General features: G+C 68.1%; 12 protein-coding genes. 6 read left to right on the top strand and 6 right to left on the bottom strand.

Features of this window, described 5'->3' with window-relative positions:
* Nucleotides 1–136: 136 nt before the first annotated feature.
* The 6 genes from ABEA26_RS29830 to ABEA26_RS29805 all read left to right on the top strand — a co-directional run bounded on the left by ABEA26_RS29830 (nt 137) and on the right by ABEA26_RS29805 (nt 8361).
* Entirely contained in the window at nt 137–616 is a 480-nt protein-coding gene (locus ABEA26_RS29830; protein ID WP_345596471.1) for a VOC family protein, read from the top strand.
* Nucleotides 617–1165: 549 nt separating this feature from the next.
* Nucleotides 1166–1825 carry a GNAT family N-acetyltransferase gene (locus tag ABEA26_RS29825; RefSeq protein WP_345596470.1) on the top strand — a complete coding sequence of 220 codons (660 nt, stop codon included), beginning with the start codon at nt 1166–1168 and terminating at the stop codon, nt 1823–1825.
* 72 nt (nt 1826–1897) lie between these two features.
* A complete protein-coding gene (locus ABEA26_RS29820) occupies nt 1898–3292 on the top strand; it encodes a condensation domain-containing protein (protein ID WP_345596469.1) in 1395 nt (464 codons plus the stop codon).
* 437 nt (nt 3293–3729) lie between these two features.
* The gene (locus tag ABEA26_RS29815; RefSeq protein ID WP_345596468.1) at nt 3730–4434 is read left to right on the top strand and encodes an NUDIX domain-containing protein; all 705 of its coding nucleotides are present in this window, start codon (nt 3730–3732) and stop codon (nt 4432–4434) included.
* Nucleotides 4435–4609: 175 nt separating this feature from the next.
* Complete coding sequence (locus ABEA26_RS29810; protein WP_345596467.1) at nt 4610–6496, top strand: ABC transporter ATP-binding protein; 1887 nt, start codon at nt 4610–4612, stop codon at nt 6494–6496.
* A gap of 95 nt (nt 6497–6591) precedes the next feature.
* Nucleotides 6592–8361: an ABC transporter ATP-binding protein gene (locus ABEA26_RS29805; protein ID WP_345596466.1), complete on the top strand. Its 1770-nt coding sequence runs from the start codon at nt 6592–6594 to the stop codon at nt 8359–8361.
* A gap of 37 nt (nt 8362–8398) precedes the next feature.
* Here ABEA26_RS29805 and ABEA26_RS29800 read toward each other — a convergent pair whose 3' ends face one another.
* The 6 genes from ABEA26_RS29800 to ABEA26_RS29775 form a co-directional block, all read right to left on the bottom strand.
* Nucleotides 8399–10756, bottom strand: a complete 2358-nt coding sequence (locus ABEA26_RS29800) for a pyridoxal phosphate-dependent decarboxylase family protein (RefSeq protein WP_345596465.1) — start codon at nt 10754–10756, stop codon at nt 8399–8401.
* 27 nt (nt 10757–10783) lie between these two features.
* Nucleotides 10784–12145 carry a protoporphyrinogen/coproporphyrinogen oxidase gene (locus tag ABEA26_RS29795; RefSeq protein WP_345596464.1) on the bottom strand — a complete coding sequence of 454 codons (1362 nt, stop codon included), beginning with the start codon at nt 12143–12145 and terminating at the stop codon, nt 10784–10786.
* Nucleotides 12142–12720, bottom strand: a complete 579-nt coding sequence (locus ABEA26_RS29790) for an NUDIX domain-containing protein (RefSeq protein ID WP_345596463.1) — start codon at nt 12718–12720, stop codon at nt 12142–12144. Before ABEA26_RS29790 ends, ABEA26_RS29795 begins: the two co-directional genes overlap by 4 nt.
* Nucleotides 12720–13787 (bottom strand): NAD(P)-dependent oxidoreductase, encoded by a 1068-nt coding sequence (locus tag ABEA26_RS29785; protein ID WP_345596462.1) that lies wholly within the window; start codon nt 13785–13787, stop codon nt 12720–12722. The genes ABEA26_RS29790 and ABEA26_RS29785 overlap by 1 nt, the downstream gene beginning before the upstream one ends.
* On the bottom strand, nt 13780–14871 hold the full coding sequence (locus tag ABEA26_RS29780) for an aldo/keto reductase (RefSeq protein WP_345596461.1): 1092 nt from the start codon (nt 14869–14871) through the stop codon (nt 13780–13782). The genes ABEA26_RS29785 and ABEA26_RS29780 overlap by 8 nt, the downstream gene beginning before the upstream one ends.
* 74 nt (nt 14872–14945) lie before the next feature.
* Nucleotides 14946–16447, bottom strand: a 1502-nt coding sequence (locus tag ABEA26_RS29775) for a glycosyltransferase family 2 protein (RefSeq protein ID WP_345596460.1), incomplete at its 5' end; no start/stop codon positions are given.

The following is a 16447-nucleotide window of genomic DNA, read 5'->3' as shown; positions in this document are numbered from 1 at the left end:
CCCGCCTGCACAACCTCACCCTCGCCGGGTGACGAAGGAACAAGCAGGTCGGCGAGCACGTCATGGATCATTTACGGGACAACGCTTACAGTTACCACATACCGAAGTCGCACAACAGCGAACACGAGGGAAAAGAATGAGCATCATTCGTCCGGCAAATTTTTACCACTTCGGCATTGCGGTGGAAGATCTGGAAGCATCTTCACGTGAAATCACGTCCATTACCGGTAGTCGATGGATTGAGCCACTTGAGTTCGAGCAGCTGACGCGTTTCAATGGCGTGGACCGGGAAATGCGGTTCACGGTAACCTATTCTTTGGAAGCTCCGCACCATGAGCTGATCCAAGTTGCCCCTGGAACGCCCTTTGAAAGTCCCTCACGGGAAGGGACCGTTCACCACCTGGGCTACTGGACAGAGGACTTCAAGGGCGACCTCAAGCGCATGCGGGAACTCGGCTACCAGGAAGAGGTGGTCGGGCTCGATGAGCACCGCGAGCCGTGGGGCTTCGCGTATTTCGTCACCCGCAGCGGCAGGCGCATCGAGATAGCCGATCGCTCCACCTTCGAACCGACTTGGGATGAGTTCCTCCTCAAATATGCGGCCGGCGATAAGTGATCGTTGCGTTTGCGGGCGGGGTGAATCCCGATCGTCATCCTGCTCGGTTCATGCGTCGTGTGCGGGTGACGACCTGAGCCGGGTCATGACCACCTTGGAGAATCGGCCCGTGGTGGGCCAACTGCCGCTGGCTACGGGCCTTCGACACGCAGACGTTGAGGAGAACACTCCGCACCGCGTACGGAAAGCGTGTCCGAAGTCGGTGGTGGCCGCGACGGCCGTCACGGTCGGCCCTTCGGCCTTCGTGCGCTTCAACGCTCGTCCAGGACGGCCGGTCCGCTCGGCAGTCAGCAGCGGTAGGGGCGACGACGGCTTCCCGTGGAAGTCCGAGCAATTCGCTGCCTTTGTGATGCTGAAGTGCCTTGCGCCGGTAACCAGAAGGCAGAGCCGGGACAGGAGAGCCTCACGGGCCTGGGAGCTGACGGTACCGGCCTGCGCGAACGTCCCCTTCCCCACCGTCCGCACCATCAAGGCCAGCCCCCGCTGTGGTCACGCGGCATGCTCATCCCGGTGGACACCGACTGAGGTCTACTCAAAGGAGAAGGACGTATGAGTCAGCGCATCGGTCCGGCCCCGGACACACACCGTGAGCCCGCCACGAGCCCGCTGGTGGTGCTCCACCAGTGCCCGGTGCCCGGGTTCGGCACCGTTTCCTTCCGCAGGCTCGTTCCGGACCAGGACGCGGCCGTCGTCCATGCCTGGGTGGATGACGAGCGCGCTCGATTCTGGGGCATGGTCGGCCACACCGTGGAGCAGGTACGCGAGGTGTACGCCTTCGTCGATGGCCTGAACACCCATCACGCGTACCTGGCGGAACATGACGGCCGTCCTGTCTGCCTGCTCCAGACCTACCAACCGGAACACGACCCTCTGAGTGATCACTATGCCGTGCGGCCCGGAGACGTCGGCATCCACTTGCTTTTCGCACCTCCCGAGGGCGAGCCTCGGCACGGATTCGGCGGTGCATTGCTAGATGCCGTGGTCAGCTTCGTCTGTGCCGATCCGGGACATCTGCGTATCGTCGGCGAGCCGGATGCCCGAAACTCCAAGGCTCATCGGCTGCTGCTCCGTGGGGGCTTCACGATGGGCGACGAAATCACGATGGAGCACAAGACCGCTCGGCTGTTCTTCCTCGAACTCGGCACACAGCTTTCCACCGGCGGCCGAACCACGACGGCCCCGGACAGTCCGGCATGTTCCGGTCCCTGAGCGTGTGCGTCGCGGCGCATGCCCGGATCGTTTCTGCAGATGTACTCCGTTCCCCCTGAGGAAGTAGGAAGTGTGCCTGAGAATGTGTCGTCGGATACCGGGCGGATTCCCCTGTCGTCACGCCAGGACTGGTGCTGGGAGTGGACCCGCAGTTACGACCCGGCTTCCTATTCGATGGATCTGACGTGGGCCCTGCGGCTGAGAGGGTCCCTCGACGTCGGGGCCTTGCGTGACGCCGTCGCCGAAGTCACGTCACGGCACGACGCACTGCGGTTGGCCCTTGTCACCGGGACCGCGCATCCGTTGGACGACCCGCGGCCCGTCCAGCGAGTCACCGGCGGGTACGTACCCCTGGACGTGGTCGGCGTGGGCGCCTCGCATTCCTCGGAGGAGGCGATCGACAGGATCACCTCTCTGCCCCTCGACCTCACAGGTCCGCTGGTCCGGCTCACCCTGATCCGGCTCGCCCCCGACGAGCACGTCTTCGTCCTCGCCTTCCATCACATGGTCTTCGACGGGGCTAGTCGCAGGATCCTGATGCGCGAGCTCACGGAAGCGTACAACCGTCGTATGGGCGCGATGTCGACGCCGGCTCCCACGGCTGACTTCTCCTACGTCGATTTCGCCCGCCGTGACAACGCCCCTGACGTCCTCGCCTCCAAGAGGCTCCGCGTGGCGGACCGGGCACGGGTACTGCGCGAGCACGGCAGCGCCGAACCGTTGGGCGGCACCGGGGTGGCCTTGTCCGCTCTGACGGGTGACTACCGCCTCATACCCATGACCTTCACCACCGGGCAGGTCACGAGTATCCGGAGATCCGCGCGGGCCGCGCGGATCTCCGTGTACTCCCTGTTGCTCGCCGCCCTGGTCCGGTCGGTCGGCGAGGTGTACGGAAGGGACCGTCTGGTGGGCACCACCATCGCGCACGGGCGCACGGAAGCGGGCAGCACGTCCGCCATAGGGTTGTTCTGCGCGCCTGTGGAAATGGCCTTCGATCTCGGCGTGCGAGACCCCGCCGACTTTCTCCACCACGTCCACGGCGCAGTACGGCACGCGGCGAACCTCGCAGATCTGCCGTCCGGAGAAAAAGCCTCATCGGTTCTGGTTCGTGAGGGGGACGACGCGTTCTTCCGGACCTGCCTGTCCCATCTGGATTTTCGGCTCACCGGCATCACCGGACTCGTCCTCGACCGCCCGGACGGGCCCATACCGTTCCACGGCCTGGACGCCCGGCTGTGGGAGTATCCGCGCACGTTTCCCGAGCTGATCTACGCCTCGGCTCAAGCCGCTCGGGGCAACGCCGGCACGCTCTTCCTCGACCTGCGCATGTCTGACGGTGAGCTGACCGGCTTCCTCTGCTACGAGGCCGGCTACCACGACGAAAGCAGCGTCCGCGCCGTCGCAGACCTGTTCCGACGCCTGACGGTTCAGCTGCCGCTGTTGACGGGGCGCCTGCAGGGGGCCTGAAACACGAAGGGCTTCCATCTGTTCGGTCAAGGTCTGCGGGCTTGCCCAGGCTGTCTGCGCATGCCCCGGGTCGGTAGCGGGTGCGGTGCTCGAGCATGGCGTGCAGAACGTCGACGCGGCGGCCGGTGGGGCGGATGATCGCTGCGTTGTGGCACTTCTCTTCCGCCCGCTTTCCTACGCCGGCACCAACCGCATAACCCGTGTTGAACTATTCGTGGTCAAGTCCCGTACCGGGCGAATCCGACCGGCTTGCCCTCCCTGCCGGCACGTCTCAATCGGCGTGCGTCAACGGACGAACCTCACCAACGGCCCCGTAATCACTGGAGATTTGCCGGGAGAACCCGAGGTCCACGGCGCGCTGTCACTCGCGCAGCCCACTGGCTATGATCATCTGGCCATCGACCTCGTACTGAGGTTCCTCACGTGCGGAAGACCGGATGACCGACACCCCTCCAGTTCTGATCCCACAGTTTGAAGACGACCGTCTGGTCCTGACGAAAAACCAGAGCGAGCGTGGGTCGTACAGCCTCATCTGCGGTCGTACAGAAGACAGCGAACGCGTCTCCCTGTCCTTCGCAGAGGCGCTGCACGCGCGAATCCATCCGCTGGGCACCGCCGAGACCGTTCTGCGGGCTTGGGCCAACGGTGTTCTGGTCCAGGAGGAAACGCCGTTGATCGACCCGACGAGCGCGGCCCCTGTAAGGGTCCGGGCCGGCGCCGTGGTGCTCCGGCACGGTCACATGCTGCTGATTGAACTGCGGGAGGGAGACGACACCTACTACGAGATCCCGGGAGGCGGCGTCGAGGCGGGCGAAACTTTGCACGAAGCTGTGATCCGTGAACTGCGCGAGGAAAGCGGGTTGTCGGCCGGCGTGGTCCAGGAAGTGGCCCAAGTCTGGAAAGGGGGCCGCCGCGAGCATTACTTCCTCCTGGAAGCCGGTGGAGAACTGGGCACCGACGAGGAACTGGACAATCATGGCGGCACCCCCGTATGGGTTCCCGTGAGCGACCTCGCGGCAGCTCCGGTGTGGCCTCGGCGCCTCGCGTGGCGGATCGCCCACTGGTACCGGGCGGGCTGGCCCACCGAGCCCGCGCAGTTGGCGGACGGCATCCACGATCTCAAAGCGCCCTGCACGTGGTGAGTGACACCGTGCCGCAGGCGAGTCACCGCCTCTCGCGATGCCGTCGGCCGTTTGGCCCGTCTGCACGGGCCTGACTGCCGGTGATCGTCCGTCCGCCACCCGTGCGGGCGGGACATCCCCCTCTGTCCTGAGTACGGCCGTACCTGGAAAGCGGGGCAACCAGAGGAGTATGCCTGTGAAGTGGGCGATGGTACTGGAACCCATGCGTCGATGGGCGGGGCAGCGCGCGAGCCTCGGCCGCGAGCGAATGGAGTTGCTGCAACCGCTGCGGACGTACCGCCTCATGTCGGCCGGCCTGCTGGTCACCCATCTCCTGACAGCGGCGCTGCCCACGGCCAGTGCCGTGACGATCGGCTGGCTGACCACGCGGCTGGCCGGGGTCGTCCGCACAGATGCGGACGCGGGTACGATGACGGCGCCGCTCCTTTGCGTCATCCTCCTGATGCTCTCCGAGGAACTGATGGTGGCTTGCCGAGATGTGCTGCAGCGTGTGCTCGCCCGGCATGTGGACGGTCGTGCCAGAGAGCGCATCCGGTCGCTCGTCACACAGCCGCGCGGGATCGTCCACATGGAGAACGCGGAGTATCTCGACGATGTCAGTCGCGCCTCGGCGATCGGTCCTGGAACGTTCCGTTCACCGGGAAGGGCCGCGGTGGGGCAGGTCCTGTTGACCTTCCGGGTGCTTTCGGCTTGCGCGGCCGCCGTCCTCCTGGGCATCCACTTCCCCCTACTGGCGGCGGGGTTGCTCGCCGCCTCTCTCCTCATGCGGTCCGTCATCCGCCGACAGTGGATGTATCTCGCCTCCGTCATGAGCACCGGCGAGCGCGGCGCACGGCGCGTCCGCTACTGGACGGATGTGGCGGGCGGACGGGAGGCGGCCAAGGAGGTACGGCTCTTCGGACTGGCCGAGTGGTCCGTTCGTCGCCGCACCCGCGAGGCGCTCGATGCAGCGGACGCCCTGTGGCAGTCCAGAGCCCAAGTCCTGGGCAGGCAGTGGTGGACGATAGGCATCGCCCTGGGCTCGGCCGCCGCCTCGCTCCTCATACCCGGGATCGCCTTCCGCAGAGGCGAGATCAGTGTCGGCGAGCTGATGACGTGCCTCACGGCCGCCGGGGTGGTCTTCCAGATCAGCTTCATGGGCATGGAGGCCTACGACATCGAGTACGGCCTCGACTCGGTGAAGGCACTGCGACGCCTCGAAGCACAGACGGAGAGCAACGGCGCCGCCGTCGCGGTGGACGCGCCGGACAGCAGCCGCGCCACACCGGCGGAGATCGTCCTGGAGAAGGTGACGTTCCGCTACACCGGCTCCGACCGGCCCGTCCTGAACAATCTCGACCTGCGCATACACCCGGGCGAAGTCCTCGCCGTCGTAGGGCACAGCGGCGCCGGCAAGACCACCCTGATCAAGCTCCTGACCGGCCTGTACGAACCGGGCGACGGCCGGATCACCGTTGACGGCACCGATCTTTCGGACATCGACGCGGAAGCCTGGCGCAGTCGGCTCACGGTCGTCTTCCAGGACTTCAACCGCTACCCGCTCAGCGCCGCCCAGAATGTGGCCATGGGAGCGCCCGAGGCCCTGCACGACACCACCCGGGCCGTGCGGGCCCTGGCACAGATCAGCGGCGGCACCCTGCCGGCGAGCCTGCCCTCCGGCGCGGACACGGTGCTCTGGAGCGAGCAGACCGGTGGCGTCGATCTCTCCGGAGGCCAGTGGCAGCAGGTCGCGGTGGCACGCGCCATGTTCGCCGCCTGGCACGGCCGGGAGCTGATCATCCTGGACGAGCCGACCGCGCATCTCGACGTCGAGACGGAGTCCGACTTCTACCAGCGTGTGGTGGCCGAGGTGCGAGGACGCAGCGTCGTCCTCATCTCGCACCGCATGTCCACGGTCCGGCACGCCGACAGGATCGTCCTCCTCGATGGCGGAAGGGTCGCGGAAAGCGGTAGTCACAGCGAACTCATGGCCGCAGGCGGGGAGTACGCGCGGCTCTTCCGGCTCCAGGCCGAGCGCTTCAACGGACCGGACGCTTCCGTCGCAGAGGTCCGGTCCGCATGACGCGGCGGCGCAGCGCAGGCCCGAGTCCCCTCACCCAAGGCTGAGCAGAGATGAAGATGACAAGGAAGCATCAACTGCTGCGACCGATCGCCGCAATGACGTGGCGTACGAACCGACGTGCCTCCCTGCTCGTCACCGCGCTGGTCGTGTTGCAGGCCGGGGCAGTCGCCATGAACGGCCTGAGCCAGCGATGGGTCATCGACTCGGCCGGCCTCGACACGATGACGGGGCTCCTCGCCGCGGTCGTGGTGGGCGCTCTCTCCCATGCCGTGATGGCGGCCGGCGGCCGCTACCAGAGCAATCTGCAGTCGGATCTCGCCGACCGGGTCGACGTCCAGGTCAACGAGGATGTCCTGACGATGGTGGCGGGGGTCCCCACCATCGACCATCTGGAGCGGCCCGACTATCTCGACCGGATCTCCGTGCTGAGGCACGGGACCCGGTCCCTGGCCGCAGCGGGCTGGCTGCTCGCGGACGCCGGCGCGGCCGCCGCGAGCATACTGCTGTCCCTGTGGCTGCTGATCGGGGTACACCCGGCTCTCGCCCTTCTCGCGGTGTTCGCGATACCCCCGCTGTGGGTCGCAAGCCGGGGCGAGCGGATGGTGCGACAGGCGCGCGACGCGGGCGCTCAGCATGAACGCAGGGAGGAAGCCGTCCACGATCTGTTCACCGACGTCGCCCGGAACAAGGAGATCCGCACATCGCGAGCGGGCCGGAGGCTGAACGATGAGGCGTCCGCCTCCTGGGACGCCTGGAACCTGCGGCTGACCAACGCGGAACTCGGCTCCGTGCTGTGGCAGTTGGGCGGCTGGCTGGTCTACTCCGCCGGCTTCGGGGTGACCCTGGTCGTGGTGATCGCGATGGCGGCCGACGGCCGCGCCTCGCTCGGCGATCTGGCCCTGGTGCTGGCGCTCGGTATGCGCATGCGGTGGCAGGTCCGTTTCGTCGTCGACAACTTCCTGCGGCTGGCGGAGGCCGGTCAGGCCACCCGCCACTTCTCGTGGCTGACGTCCTACGCCGCGCAACGTGCGGGCAAGGGAACGGTTGCCCCTGGCCGGTCACTGCATGACGGCATCGTGCTGCGCGACGTGCACTTCACCTATCCCGGTGCCGAGGCGGCAGCGCTCAACGCCATCGACCTCACTCTTCGCCCCGGCAGGACCGTCGCCCTGGTCGGCGACAACGGAGCCGGAAAGACGACGCTGGCGAAGCTGCTGACCGGTATGCACGCTCCGGACACCGGTTCCGTCACGGTCGACGGAGTCCACCTCGATGCACTGGATGTGGACAGCTGGCGGCTCCGCACGTCGGCCACCTACCAGGACTTCGTGAAGTTCGAGGTACCCGTGTCCGAGGCTGTGGGCATCGGCAGGCTCACGCCGCCCGCCCCGCCGGAGGAGATCGCCGACGCCCTGGACCGGGCCGGTGCCGCCCGCTTCGTTGATCGCCTCCCGGACGGCGTCGACACCCAACTCGGTCTGCTCCACGAGGGCGTGGATCTGTCGCACGGTCAGTGGCAGCGTGTCGCACTCGCCCGGGGGCTGCTGCGCACGGACGTGTCGCTGCTCGTACTGGACGAGCCGACCGCCGCGCTCGACCCCCAGGCGGAGCAGGATCTGTACGAACGGTTCACACGGGAGACCCGGGCCAACCCCGGACGGGTCACTCTTCTGGTCTCCCATCGATTCAGCACCGTGCACATGGCGGACGAGATCGTCGTCATGAAGAACGGCCGGGTGACGGAGCACGGCTCGCACGCGGAGCTGATGGCGGCCCGGGGACATTACTGCGATCTCTTCACCAAGCAGGCCATGGGCTACGCGGACGCCGGGGAGGTGCCCGAGGTGGGACAAGCCCTCTCGTGAGCTCAGGCGCGGCTCGGTGCGGACCGTCCGGCCCGACTCACCCAGCGGGTCGTGCCGGCGGCGCCGAGACGTGCCACATGTCCTGCGCGTCCCGCACCGGCAGGGACGGGCCCATGACCGTGTACACCGCCTCCGCGAACTGGACCGCGGCGTCCGTGGTGAGTTCCTCGGGCCTGCTGACGTCCAGCGCGGGGAGCGCCTCGGACAGGCGGCACCCCAGGTCCACGGGGAGCGAGAGGGCGAACGACCGGCCCGCGGGAAGAGACCGCCCCGACACCGACAACTGGCCGTCCCGGGCCTCGACATCGACCGCGCTCAGGCCCGTCAGCGCGGATCGGGCGAGGACACCGTCTCCGGAACCGAACTGGGACAGCCGCCAGGGCCGGCTGTGGCCGCGTCCCGCCCGCAGCTCCAGCTCCCCGTCGAAGAAGCGGTTGGGGAAGCGACTGTACTGCTCGCGGTTCAGATGCCGCCGACGCGGCAGGAGTACGTCGGAGTAGTGCCGGTGGGACGTCAGGCGTGGAGCCGCGTCCCCGTTCTGCCAGAGGACGACGCATTCGAGCGACGTGTCCACTGAGAAGGAGTAGGCATCGCTGTGGGGACGTCGCACTCCGGTGGCGTTCTTACCGAACTTCACGACGGTCCGGTCGGTGAAGCACTGTATTTCGTCGAATTCGCTCCGGCCGCCGAACTTGTACTCCACCGACCGAAAGGCGCCGGTCGACTCGAAGTTGAGCAGGGCCTGGCACCCTGGTTCGGCGAGCGGGAAGCAGAAATGCACGGCACCCACCAGCGACAGCTTCTGCTGATGGCGGTCGAGGATCTCGGCGGTATAGACGTCCGTGTGGACGCCGAAAAGCTCGTTGGCGAAGGGCCGCGCCAGGTCCGGGGCGAACAGGGTCACCTGACGCCCGGACGGGGCCACCCCCCACGGACGGTGCCGCAGCTCCTCACCGGTCGACCGGCGGGTGGTGAAGGTATGGAAGGAGTAACCCGGGGCGTCCGGGTCCCGCCGCCCCGGCGGGTGGGCCGCGAAGTGCCGGAAGCAAGCGGTGGGCGGCAACAGATCCCGTGCGGCGTCGCTGTCGTCGGCGCTCGGCCGTCGCGGCGCGGCCTCGGCCCGCACCTCGGTGACAGCACGTGCCAGGGCCTCTCCGAAGCCGGCTATCTGCGCCGGCGTCAGGCTCTGCCCGGCATAGAAGTGGTAGTGGAGTCGACGCCCTCCGTCCGCCGCCGGGGCCAGGATCGGCACCAGTCGGTACCGTTGCGCCAGTTCCTGCGGCAATCGGCCCTGAGGGACGTCGAAGGAGGCGGTGACGACCGGGGCGTGCGGGGCCACCCGCAGCACGCACCTCGGATCCGCGGAACGGATGGCCTCCGCCAACGCGTCGCGCTTGGCCAGCCAGGTGTGGGCCAGCTCGGTGAAGCGGGAGCGGCCGTGTCCGAACAGAACGGCCCACAGCGCCGCGGCAGCGGCACCAGGACGCGATCCGATCAGGGTGTCATCGACCACGCCGGTGACCGGACTGACCGCGGTGACGTGCTGGAGCAGGCCGCGGCGTGCCAGCAGAACGCCGCAGGAGTACGGCAGCAGCCCTGACTTGTGCGGGTCCACCGCCATGGCGTGCACCCCGGGATTGCGGAAATCGAAGGCCAGATCGGGAGCGGTGAAGGGGAAGACGAACCCCCCATGGGCGGCGTCCACATAGAAGAAGTACCTGACGCGTCCGGCGTCGCGCGCGGCGCGTTCCCGGATACGGAGGCTCATCTCGGCGATCGGGTCGCACAGTCCGCTGTTGTAATAGCCGGCCGTGGCCACCACGACGATTCCCGTCGCGCCGTCCCGCACGGCCTCGTCGGCAGCCCGCTCGACGGCCTCGGCGCTGAGGGTCCACGCCTGGTCGGCCGGCACCGGGCGGTAGTCCAGACCGAGAATCTCCGCCGCCTTCGCCACCGAATGATGGGCGAATTCACCGGTGATGACGGCGACACGCGCATGCGGCGAGTCCCGGGTCGCGTTGCGGCCGATGCGCAGTCCCTGGATCACCGCCTCCGTGGCCCCGGAGGTGACATGGCCCTCGGCCGAGTCCGCGTGGTACAGGCCGGCGAGACTCAGCAGCGCCTCCCGTTCCAGACGTCGTGTTCCGGCCGCTCCGGCTCCGAAGCCGGTGTGCACACCGACGTTGTTCGTATTGGCTGCGAGGAAGTCCGACCACACCCGTACGGCGGACGGAGCCGGGGCCGCCATGGCGAACCCTAGCCGCGTCTGGCCGGGGTCGTCCCAGGGCGTGGTCTCCGCGCGCGCCGCGCTCAGCCGCGTCTCCAACTCATCGGCGGTAAGCGGATGCTCCGGAAAGGCGTCGCTCACCGTCCAGCCGTTGTCGAGGTCTCCCATGTCTGCTCCCCGCTCCTTCGAACCGACTCAGTGTTCTGCCCGGCGATGGGGCAGCAGAATGCTCTCGGGGGCGCCGGTCGTCAGGTGGCACGCCACATCGATGCCCATCTTCACGGCGTGGTCCATGTTTCCGAATTCGTAGAGCCACGTGCCGAAACGCCCCCGCGAATAGATGCCGAGGTCTTCGAGGTGGGCCAGAATGCTCGCCACCGCTTCGCTCCGTCCGCGAGTGGGCACCGGGTACGCCATCGGTATGCGCCTGGTGTAGACGGAACGCACCTGCGCGGAATCCCGCAACAGCCGCGCACGCCGCAGGCCCGCGACAGCCCTCCCGGCCAGGTCCTGCCCGTCCGCCTCGACGTCCGGGGGGAGCGAGATCTCGCACATCAGGGAGTGGTGGGCCCCGGGGCCGGGAGGGAGGTTGCCGTCCGCGTAGTGGCCCAGATTGGTCACCCGGTAGAAGGGATACTCGGGCTCCGGGAAGTACATCCAGCTCCAGTCCGCGTCTCCCGGCCCGTCCGCTCCGACGCCCACGACGTGGACCTGGTTGTGGCGCAGCGTCGCGGCGGCCGAGCGGATGTGGGACGGGCAGCGGGTCAGCATCGCGACCAGGTGGTTCAGCGGCATGGTGCTGATGAGCTGCTCGTAGCCGTACTCGGTGCCGTCGGCCGTCACGGCCTGACGGCGGTCCGGGTCGATGCTGACGACCTGGGCACCGAGGCGGACCTCCGGGAGCCTGGCGGCCAGTCGTCTGAAGGGCTCCCCGGTACCGCCGGTGGCCGGGTAGGCGAAGGTGCTGTTGGGCCCCCACGCCGGGTCCGTCCTGCCGTGGACCAGGTTGGCCAGGCACTCCAGCCAGTCGACGGGCGCCACTCTCTCGCTCATCCACTCGGTCGACATCTGCTCCGGGGGCGTCGACCACACCTTGGTGTTGTAGGGGCGCATGAAATGCCGGGTGATACCGGTTCCGAACTGCGCTTCCATCCAGCCACCGAAATGCCGGGGCGGCGACGGCTCCGGACGTTCGATGAGACCCACGATGCATTCCAGGGCCTGGTCCGGATCGAGCGCGGCCAGATTCCGCTGGAAGGGGTAGGGGACACGGCGGTCCCCCATCAGGATGTAGGAGACCCGCTCGTGGTGTTCGAGCTCGTCCCCCATCATCTCCTTCAGCAGAGCGTCGAACTCGCCGTAGTGGCTGAAGACCACGTGGCCGCCCTGGTCCCAGAGGAAACCGGCGGAGTCGCGGAAGGACGCCGCGAGTCCGCCGACGTGGTGCTCCTTGTTCAGGACCACGGCCGGCACGTCGGACTGCTGCAGGGTGCGGGCTGCCGCCAGCCCGCACGGTCCCGCACCGATGACGAGGACCGGCCACCCGGTCGTCCTCATTCCCGCGCCTGTGATGCCGGCCGGTCGAGGTCCGCGGCGACCGGGGCGAACCGCGCGAGTAGTTCGTCGGTCGAGTCCTCGGTCCTCCGGTACATCCAGGCCGTGCCGGCGGGAGCCCGGCCGCGAAGGTACTCCACGACCGGTTGGTGATGGGGCAGTCCGGTGGTGCGCTCCATCTCCCGCATGGCTTCCTCGACGGGGAAGAAGCGCGCTTCGACGATGTCCCCGGAGGGGTCCGCGACCGTGATCTCGCCCTCCCAGTCGTCGTACTCCAGGGCGCACAGGATCGCCGAGGGGTATGCGGGTGTGTCGTGATGCACGACGAAGGCGAGGCCCTTGGGCGTGCCCACCCTCAGGCCGGTCTCCTCCCGCAGCTCCCGCTCCAGCGCCTCGTGGACGAGTTCGCCCTTCTTCACGCCACCGCCCGGCAGCGACCAGGCGAGCGGCCCCTCGTCGGCGATGACTTCCCGGACCAGCAGGATCTGGTCGCCGGACCGCACGAGGCCCGCGACGACCTGTACGCGCGGTTTGGCGTCGGCTGGGCGTGGAGTGGAGGTGTCGGCGGACTGGCTCATCAGTTGTTCCATTCGGTGATCACTGTGGTTCCCGGTTCGCCCGTCCGTACGAGCAGCCGTTCCGGGGTCATGACATGCAGAGGCGGCCGGCCGTCGAACACGCGGAGGAAGTCGTCGGCGATCAGATCGGCGACGGCGTGGTTGGCGTCCTTGGTCCGGCCCGCTATGTGCGGGAGGTGCACGACGTTGTCCCGCCCGATGACCGGATCGCCGGGCGGAAGGGGTTCCACGTCGTAGACGTCGGCAGCCCAGGCGAGCTCGTCCGCGAGTACGCGCTCCCGCAGCGCGGTGACGTCGATCGCCGTGGACCGGGTGAGGGTGACGACCAAGGCCCCGGGGCGCAGGGTCTTCACGTGCTCACGGGACACCAGGTTCGTCACGCTGGGGGTGTCGGGAGTGGCGATGACGAGGATGTCGGACTCCATGAGCTCTGCCAGGCTCACCGGTTCGGCCCCGATCGCGGCGAATCGCTCCGCGGTGCGGAAGGGGTCGTGGACCCGGACGCGAGCGCCCATGGCGGCGCAGTACTGGGACAGCCGGCCACCGATCTCTCCCGCGCCAAGGATTCCGACGGTTTTGCCGCCCACGGTTCCGTTGACGAAGCGGTCGTCGTCGCAGAACTGGACATAGGGGTATTCCCACGGGCGGAATCCGTCGATGACGCGTTGGTGCCAGAGGGGAACCCTGCGCAGGGCGGAGAGGATGAGCGCCAGTCCGCATTCGGCGACCGACGGGCCCCAGCCGGGGGTGCCCTCGACGAAGGGGATGCCCCGCTTCCACAGTTCCTCGATGGAGGCGATGCCGAGGTTGTCGGTCTCGCTGCCCACCACCGCGAGACGGGTTGCTCTGCGGATCATGTCCTCGGTGAGTTCGCCTCCGAAGAGCGCGACCGCGTCGATCCCCGCCCAGTCCACGTCCTCCAGGGACGAGCTGCGCACATCGATGTACTGAAGGTCGCAGAAGGGCGAGAGGCGGTCCTCCAGACGCTGCCGCAGAAACGCCCAGAAGTCCTCCAGCAGTCCGTCGTCCGTCAGCAGCACGCGCGGGCGCCCGGATGTCTCAGGCATGATCACTCCCAATGAGGGTCTCTGTGGCGGAAGACTGCTGCCCGTCCCCCTGCGATGCCCGCAGGCGGTGGCCGCGTTCCACCGTGCGGAACCACAGGCTCGTGCCGGGCGGAACGATCAGGTCGACGGCGGCCCTGGCGTCGCTGCCGATTTCCAGTTCGTAGCAGCGCAGCGCCCTGCGCCACTGGTCGAGGGAGCGGGGACCGACGATGGTGCCGGTCGTGCCGGGCGCCCCGAAGCTCCAGGCGTGCGCGAAGTCCGGGAGGGACAGCCCGTGTTCGGCGGCCAGTGCGGACAGCCGTGACAGGGCCGTGTATACGGGGTCCCAGACGGGACCGCCGGGCGAGAACCAGTCGGTGAACCGGGACTCAGCTGGTGCCGCGCCGTTGAGGAAGCGTTCGCTGAGCAGCCCCATGGCCAGTGGGCTGTAGGCGAGCAGTCCGACGCCGAGTTCGCCGCAGAGGGGGAGGACGTCCCTCTCGATCTCGCGTTCCAGCAGGTTGTACGGGGACTGCTCGCTGACCACGCGTGGCAGCCGGGTCCCCCGGGCCAGCTCCACAAGTTGTGCGATGCGCCAGCTGGGAATCACCCCCAGCCCGCCTCGCTGCTCCGCCATGTCCTCGGGGGTGGGGACAGTGGACGTGCCGAAGTAACGGATCTTGCCCGCGCGCACCAGGTCCTCCAGGGCGCCGAGAGTCTCCTCCTGGGGCGTGTGGGGGTCGTGGCGGTGCAGGTAGTAGACGTCGATGTGGTCGGTGCCCAGACGCCGGAGGGAGCGCTCGCACTCCCGCTTCACGGCGAAGGCGGAATTGCCCCAGTCATTGGGGCCCGGACCGACCTCGTTGTAGCACTTGGTGGCGATCAGAACGTCGTCCCGGCGGGACCGGACCGCCCTGCCGACGATCTCCTCGCTCCGACCGTCCTGGTAGACGTTGGCGATGTCGATGAGGTTGACGCCCGCGTCGAGCGCCTCGTCGATGATGGCCGTGGCGTCCGTTTCGTCGGTGGGCCCACCGAAGTTGAAGGCGCCGAGAACCACCCGGGACACCCGGATGCCACTGTGGCCTAGCTGTCTGTACTCCATGGATAGCGGGTTTCCGCGCCTTCCTCTTGTGGTGTCCGCCGCTGGGATGGTTCAGGACGACGCCGGGAGCGGCGTCATCGTTCGGTCTTGCCGTTGACCAGGTCGGCTCCCCGGCGTCCGCTGGTCAGCGCGGACTTCGCCAGGGACCAGGGGCCGGTCGCGCTGACGAAGGGCTGGAGGATGAAGAGGGCCACGAGCGCGGCTGCGGTGCGCCAATCGGTGATCCAGGACCGGCTGGTGTCGCCCAACTGCCCCCGCAACCTGGGCAGGAGTGCGAGAAGGGCCAGCGCCGTCACGGGGTAGGCCAGCAGCAGAGCGGCCGCGACCAGCAGCGACCACACCGGGCCTGCGGTCGCGGTGACGACCACCGCCGCGGGGACCAGCAGGCAACCCGCGAACCATACGAACGTGTCCAGCCATTCCTTGCAGACCAGCGCCCACTGCTCCCAGCGGCGCAAGGTGGTCGCGCGTTCCCTGACATGGTGCAGGTCGTCGCGTACTCGTGTGCCCCCGTAGCAGACGCTCGCCCAGGCCCTGACCATCGACGCACAGGTGTAGTAGGGCTCGGTGAGGTTGAAGCTGGGGACGGGGACGATGTCCCAGCCCAGGAACGAGGCCCGGTACCCCATCGCGAGATCGTCGTGCGGCTCGGGGAAAGGGCCCGCCACGCGCAGCGCGTCCAGACGGAAGAACATCCCTGAACCGATGCCGTAGATCATCGGCCGTACGAGCCCGCGGACCAGGTGCGGCAACCGACGCCGGTCCAGGCTCCGCTTGACCAGGAGCCGGCCCGTCTCGATCGCCAGACCGCGGCGCAGCCAGTACAAGACCTGGCCGCGCATCAGGAGGCCGTCGATCCCCTTGGCGAAGGACGATCTGAAGTTGAAGGGAAGCTGCACCTGTTGGAGCATCGCCGGTATCGGCTTCTGCGCGGCACGACGCCGAGCGGCTTCCGCCCCGACGTCGACAAAGGTCCGCGGGTGCGGCAGCGCGTCGAAGTCGAACACCGCCACCAGGGTGTTCTCCGGGTCGACGGGCACGCCCGGATCCAACTGCTCCAGCAGGGCCACGGCGTGGTTGAGCTGCGAGCCCTTTCGGCCGGTGATCCGCGGATAGGAGACGTGGTAGCAAGTGCGAGCCCCGCCGCGTGCGTTGAGCTCCCTGATCGCCGTCTCGACCACCTCTGCCGTGGTGGGCAGCGCGTGCAACGCCGAGCGGGCCGCGGCGCCTCGCCCGGCGACGTCGTGGGCGGGAATCGAGAGCACCTCGTGGGCCACCGCGGCACAGTCGGAGGGTGACAGCAGCGCGGCCAGGACGCGTTTGACGTCGCCGTCGGAACGCGGAGGACAGTCACCCTCCCACGCCTCCTTCAGCAAGTCGAGCTGACGCTGCCGGTCATGATCCTCTTTGCGGCTGGTCACCACGATCGGCACCAGAAGGCCCGGATAGCGCACGGTCGCGTAGAAACGGAGTGTTGCGGCGACCAGAGACTGCTCGCGCAGAGCGGGGAGCAGCACCACCAGTGTCGGGTGGAGGTCGGCCGCGAACTCCTCGCGTGAGCCTTGGCGACCGATCC

Source organism: Streptomyces marokkonensis (genome assembly GCF_039539045.1).
Taxonomy (GTDB): domain Bacteria; phylum Actinomycetota; class Actinomycetes; order Streptomycetales; family Streptomycetaceae; genus Streptomyces; species Streptomyces marokkonensis.
This window is presented reverse-complemented; position numbering and strand designations above follow the sequence as displayed.

Excerpts from the sequence above, each read along its gene's own strand:
- ABEA26_RS29795 (WP_345596464.1), bottom strand. The coding sequence starts at position 12,145 with ATGAGGACGACCGGGTGGCCGGTCCTCGTCATCGGTGCGGGACCGTGC.
- ABEA26_RS29815 (WP_345596468.1), top strand. The coding sequence starts at position 3,730 with ATGACCGACACCCCTCCAGTTCTGATCCCACAGTTTGAAGACGACCGT.
- ABEA26_RS29825 (WP_345596470.1), top strand. The coding sequence starts at position 1,166 with ATGAGTCAGCGCATCGGTCCGGCCCCGGACACACACCGTGAGCCCGCC.
- ABEA26_RS29780 (WP_345596461.1), bottom strand. The coding sequence starts at position 14,871 with ATGGAGTACAGACAGCTAGGCCACAGTGGCATCCGGGTGTCCCGGGTG.
- ABEA26_RS29830 (WP_345596471.1), top strand. The coding sequence starts at position 137 with ATGAGCATCATTCGTCCGGCAAATTTTTACCACTTCGGCATTGCGGTG.
- ABEA26_RS29800 (WP_345596465.1), bottom strand. The coding sequence starts at position 10,756 with ATGGGAGACCTCGACAACGGCTGGACGGTGAGCGACGCCTTTCCGGAG.
- ABEA26_RS29805 (WP_345596466.1), top strand. The coding sequence starts at position 6,592 with ATGACGTGGCGTACGAACCGACGTGCCTCCCTGCTCGTCACCGCGCTG.
- ABEA26_RS29785 (WP_345596462.1), bottom strand. The coding sequence starts at position 13,787 with ATGCCTGAGACATCCGGGCGCCCGCGCGTGCTGCTGACGGACGACGGA.
- ABEA26_RS29790 (WP_345596463.1), bottom strand. The coding sequence starts at position 12,720 with ATGAGCCAGTCCGCCGACACCTCCACTCCACGCCCAGCCGACGCCAAA.